The sequence below is a fragment of the Candidatus Megaera venefica genome (assembly GCF_034554655.1).
GTDB lineage: Bacteria > Pseudomonadota > Alphaproteobacteria > Rickettsiales > Rickettsiaceae > Megaera_A > Megaera_A venefica.
In genome coordinates this window covers 1-4,635 of record NZ_JARJFB010000139.1, presented here as the reverse complement: position 1 = coordinate 4,635, position 4,635 = coordinate 1, and the positions used below count along the sequence as shown (strand labels likewise).

Here is a 4,635-nt window from a genome sequence, read left to right as displayed (position 1 = left end):
CTATGGCTCATTTTATGATCAAATTCGAAGGGAGAATTTAAGTGCCTATAATCGAATTTACACAAATAGATGGAAAGTCTCGTTGCTAAAGAATTACCCCCATTTGCTTCTTACTCAAATTACAATAATAAAATACAGCTTGAAGCATTATTGAGCTTATCGTGGGTGGACAACCTGCCCGAAGAAATAAATAAGTTTATACTCAAATACTATACCTTATTTGAATATAAAATGATGAACGATGCCCACAATATTTTTTTACAAGCTAATTTAGCTATGGATTATCAATCTAGTAACGAAGACTCTATTGATTTAGTCGCAGAAGCTGATGAATCTTTCGATATCTTATAGAACGAAGATCTGAGTCTTCTTTGATAAAGGCTTAAATTATGGTGTTGTTGGACGATGATTTAATAAATTTTAGCGCTTAAAAAAGCTACTAGGTAAAATTATTTTATGCATATAGGAAAAATCATATATAGATATGCACATTGAAGTAATAAATGCTATAATAACTCATGAAATTAAATCACTCTTAATCCAAAACTAACATTTAAAATGAAAATATTATTGTCTCAGGAATTCCTTATTCAAAACAAAGTATATAACCTGATAAAATACTCTGTTTTATTTTTTGGTTTTTGTATATTCAGCCTGACACTGATTAACTCCCACGATGACGTACAAAAATTTGGGGCGATATTTTCTCTGGTTTGCATCCCGTTATGTTTTTTGGGTTTGACGAATAACTTAATCAAAACAGATATTGAAGATGGTAGCCTTGAATATCTATTAATAACCTCTTCAGCCCAAAAAATAGTTTTATCTAAGTTTCTTGTACTAAGCCTCATTACGCTTTTTTGTTTTGTTTTAGTGAACCCATTATTAGCTATTTTTTTTAATTTACAATTCTATCAAGTTGTTATTCTGTTATTAACATCTTTATTACTTATAACTCTCAGCTCAGCATTAATAGTACTAATAGCATCGATACAAGGATATTTTCGTTCTAATACTAATTTTTTTGCTATTTTAGTTATGCCCTTGATCCTGCCTAATATAATTCTTGCTGGAATCCTTACTCAAAATCTACAAGAAACTCATTTACTCGTAATAATGCTTGGTATAAATTTAGTAATTATTCCTCCAACACTTTATCTCTCAAGTTACCTTATTGATAATATTTACAACATCTGATTTAGAAACACTCCTCTGCATAGGTAAAAAGTTTGTTACAACGAGATCAATACATTAAGATTGATCTAAACTGGTGTTTATATAATTAACCTATGTCAATAAATTCATGTTAGATATATTCCTTAGCAAACTAAAGTTTTTGCTTAAAAGCCCGATGCTACTTTTTGTCTATGGTATTATTAGTAAATGGTACATTATGGTCATGGTTTCGGCTATTATTGTTGCTTATTGGGTGCTTCAAGGCCTGACCCAAGCTGGGGTGCTTCAAGCCGCTGAAGAAGTAGTATCTAAGGCCCTAAGTGATACAAAATCTGTCGCTAGATATTGCGTTCCAAAAATCACAAGGCTTGAAGATTTTTGGGAATGCCTCCAAAGTCCGCCTAAGTACGAAGCAACTCCTGACGAAATTCATCTGGAAAAAACTGTAAAAAATTTGCTAGATTTTGAAAACTATGACCAAACAAAAGACCCTTATGCAGACAAAGATTCCAATGGATCTTTATAAAGAACGTATTTTTTATACTAGTAAAGATAACTTTTTTCTGAGCAAACCGAGCTAAATTATTGCCAATGCCAGATATCTCAAGTTATAATGACCATCAATCTAATTTAAATTTAAGATAATCTATGTCAGAAGATATTTTGCCAGACGATCCAGATAAGACCACAAGAAGGGATTTTATGACTTTAGCCGCGACCGGTATGACTGCAGTTGGAGCAGCCTGCGCAGCTTGGCCTCTTATAGACTCATTAAATCCATCAGCAGATGTCTTGGCTATGTCAGCTATAGAAGTTGATATTTCTAAAGTAGAGCCAGGTCAAACTATGACCGTTAAATGGCGAGGAAAACCTGTTTTTATAACAAATAGAACCGAAGCCGAAATTCAAGAAGTTGTAAACACTCCTTTAAAGGATTTAGTTGATCCAGAACCAGACTCCGCACGGGTTAAGGATGGTCATGCGAAATGGTTGGTTACTATTGGTATATGCACACATCTTGGTTGCGTCCCTTTGTCAAATAAAGGTGATTTTCAAGGATGGTTTTGCCCTTGTCATGGATCTCACTACGACAAGTCTGGCAGGGTCAGAAAAGGACCGGCTCCTCTAAACTTAGCTGTGCCTCCTTATGAGTTTTTATCAGATACTAAAATAAAAATTGGCTGATTATGAATAACAACAAACTAAATAGCCCCTCTAGTAAATCAACTGGAATTATCGCGTGGATTGACTACAGACTTCCCATCTTTTCTTGGATGTCTCACTTTGCAGTATATAAAACCCCTAAAAACCTAAGCTATCTTTGGAGTTTAGGCTCAATTGCCGGAATAGCTTTATTAATTCAGATTATCACTGGGATTATACTTGCAATGCATTATACGCCCCACGTTGATCATGCATTCGATAGTGTTGAGAAAATAATGCGCAATGTCAACTATGGTTGGTTATTACGCTATATGCACGCCGTAGGAGCTTCGATGTTTTTTGTTGCCGTATATCTACATATTTTCAGAGGTATATATTACGGATCGTATAAAGAGCCCAGAGAGCTTTTGTGGATGATTGGTCTAGTTATATTTTTAACTATGATGGCAACTGCATTCATGGGGTATGTACTTCCATGGGGTCAAATGAGCTATTGGGGTGCAACGGTAATTACGAATCTTTTTTCCGCTATTCCCATAGTTGGAGAAAGTATAGTTACATGGCTTTGGGGCGGTTTTTCTGTAGATAACCCTACTCTTAATAGGTTTTTCTCCCTGCATTATTTACTTCCATTTGTTATTGTTGGGCTCGTTATATTGCATATTTGGTCACTACACACGCATGGATCCAATAACCCTACAGGCGTAAAGTTGAAAAAAGAAGATATGATTCCTTTTCATCCTTATTACACCATCAAAGATTTCTTTGGTTTTGGAATTTACTTCCTAATATTTGCTTATTTTATATTCTATAAACCTAATTTGCTTGGTCACCCTGATAATTATACGCCGGCGAACCCTTTAGTAACACCAGCACACATAGTCCCAGAGTGGTATTTTTTACCGTTTTATGCAATACTTAGGGCCGTCCCCTCTAAACTTGGCGGGGTGTTGTTAATGTTCGGTAGTATCCTAATTTTATTTGTACTACCATGGCTTGACAGATCAAAAGTTCGGAGCGCAAACTACAGGCCTCTATACAAATGGGCTTTTTGGCTTTTCGTAATTGACTGCCTTGTTCTAGGGTATGTCGGAGGTAAGCCCGCTGAAGAACCTTATTTAACGGTCAGTAGGATTGCAGCTACATATTATTTTTTTCATTTTTTAATTATCATACCTACTATCGCGAAATTTGAAAAACCCCTCCCTCTTCCACATAATGTAGAAGAAGAGGAAAAAATGCATAAAGATGATATAATTTAATAATTAGATATGAAAATGTATAAAATAATATCCCCACTTCTTGCTAGTATATTGGTAATTTTCATGATTCCAAATGCCTTTGCGTCCTCTGGTGCACAAGAGCCAAAACAACTAGTTTGGCCATTCGAAGGCGTTTTTGGAACATTTGATCGCCAGGCAGCTCAAAGAGGAGCTCAGGTATATCTCGAGGTTTGTTCAGCTTGCCATGGATTGAACCATCTTTACTACAGAAATCTTAAAGATTTAGGCTTTGCTGATGCTGAGATCAAAGAAATAGCTGCCAAAAAAGATGTTAAAGACGGACCAAACGACACGGGAGAAATGTTTGATCGCCCAGCAACACCGTCTGACAGATTTGTATCACCTTATCCTAATTCAGAAGCTGCAAGAGCTGCAAATAATGGAGCTTTCCCTGTTGATTTATCCTTGATCGTCAAAGCAAGAGAAGATGGAGCAAACTATATATATTCCTTACTAACTGGTTACCAAGAACCACCTTCGCACGTTACAATGATGCCTGGTTTAAATTATAACCCCTATTTTGAAGGCGGACAAATATCAATGCCTGCTCCACTTTCTGCCGATCAAGTTACCTTTATGGACGGAACTTCAGCCACGGTTGACCAAATGGCTCGTGACGTTACCATCTTCTTACAATGGGCAGCAGAACCAGAAATGGAGCATCGTAAATCCATGGGATTAAAGGTAATGATATTTCTATCAGTCTTCACTATATTCTTTTTTATTGCTAAAAAGAGAGTTTGGAAGGACGTTAAGTAGGCATTAGCACATCTACCTTTTAAACTTCATTGGGCTGTTGTTTTTCCCTCAGAAGAAAACCCACCGGCAACACAAGAAAATACCAGGCTAAGGCCGGTATGTTCTTGTGAGCTCTCAGGATAAAATTACCCTGAACTTATTTCCATTAATGTCCAAATAAAAATTAAGTATTTTGTAGTCTCTCCGTCAAAACTCTAAATTTTTGATATAATTTCAAGAATTTCAAAAATAAATCACCGCACATTCATTTTTT

6 protein-coding genes are annotated in these 4,635 nt (G+C 35.8%); all 6 read left to right on the top strand.

The genetic code is table 11. The features are described from left to right. Positions 1-69 precede the first annotated feature (69 nt). The 6 genes from Megvenef_RS07580 (at position 70) to Megvenef_RS07555 (ending at position 4,382) form a co-directional block, all read left to right on the top strand. Positions 70-351 carry a hypothetical protein gene (locus Megvenef_RS07580; protein WP_322777354.1) on the top strand — a complete coding sequence of 94 codons (282 nt, stop codon included), beginning with the start codon at positions 70-72 and terminating at the stop codon, positions 349-351. Between the two features lie 207 nt (positions 352-558). Further along, positions 559-1,197, top strand: a complete 639-nt coding sequence (locus Megvenef_RS07575; RefSeq protein WP_322777353.1) for a heme exporter protein CcmB — start codon at positions 559-561, stop codon at positions 1,195-1,197. A gap of 106 nt (positions 1,198-1,303) precedes the next feature. Further along, the gene (locus Megvenef_RS07570) at positions 1,304-1,702 is read left to right on the top strand and encodes a DUF2670 domain-containing protein (RefSeq protein ID WP_322777352.1); all 399 of its coding nucleotides are present in this window, start codon (positions 1,304-1,306) and stop codon (positions 1,700-1,702) included. 122 nt (positions 1,703-1,824) lie between these two features. Beyond that, positions 1,825-2,361, top strand: coding sequence for a ubiquinol-cytochrome c reductase iron-sulfur subunit (gene petA / locus Megvenef_RS07565; RefSeq protein WP_322777351.1), 537 nt, complete (start codon positions 1,825-1,827; stop codon positions 2,359-2,361). A gap of 2 nt (positions 2,362-2,363) precedes the next feature. Next, positions 2,364-3,602, top strand: coding sequence for a cytochrome b (locus Megvenef_RS07560; RefSeq protein WP_322777350.1), 1,239 nt, complete (start codon positions 2,364-2,366; stop codon positions 3,600-3,602). Between the two features lie 24 nt (positions 3,603-3,626). Then, a complete protein-coding gene (locus tag Megvenef_RS07555; protein WP_410519771.1) occupies positions 3,627-4,382 on the top strand; it encodes a cytochrome c1 in 756 nt (251 codons plus the stop codon). Positions 4,383-4,635 lie beyond the last annotated feature (253 nt).

What these genes read in the sequence shown, in the direction of transcription:
- Megvenef_RS07580 (WP_322777354.1), top strand. Translation starts at nt 70, where the DNA reads ATGGAAAGTCTCGTTGCTAAAGAATTACCCCCATTTGCTTCTTACTCA.
- Megvenef_RS07575 (WP_322777353.1), top strand. Translation starts at nt 559, where the DNA reads ATGAAAATATTATTGTCTCAGGAATTCCTTATTCAAAACAAAGTATAT.
- Megvenef_RS07570 (WP_322777352.1), top strand. Translation starts at nt 1,304, where the DNA reads ATGTTAGATATATTCCTTAGCAAACTAAAGTTTTTGCTTAAAAGCCCG.
- petA (WP_322777351.1), top strand. Translation starts at nt 1,825, where the DNA reads ATGTCAGAAGATATTTTGCCAGACGATCCAGATAAGACCACAAGAAGG.
- Megvenef_RS07560 (WP_322777350.1), top strand. Translation starts at nt 2,364, where the DNA reads ATGAATAACAACAAACTAAATAGCCCCTCTAGTAAATCAACTGGAATT.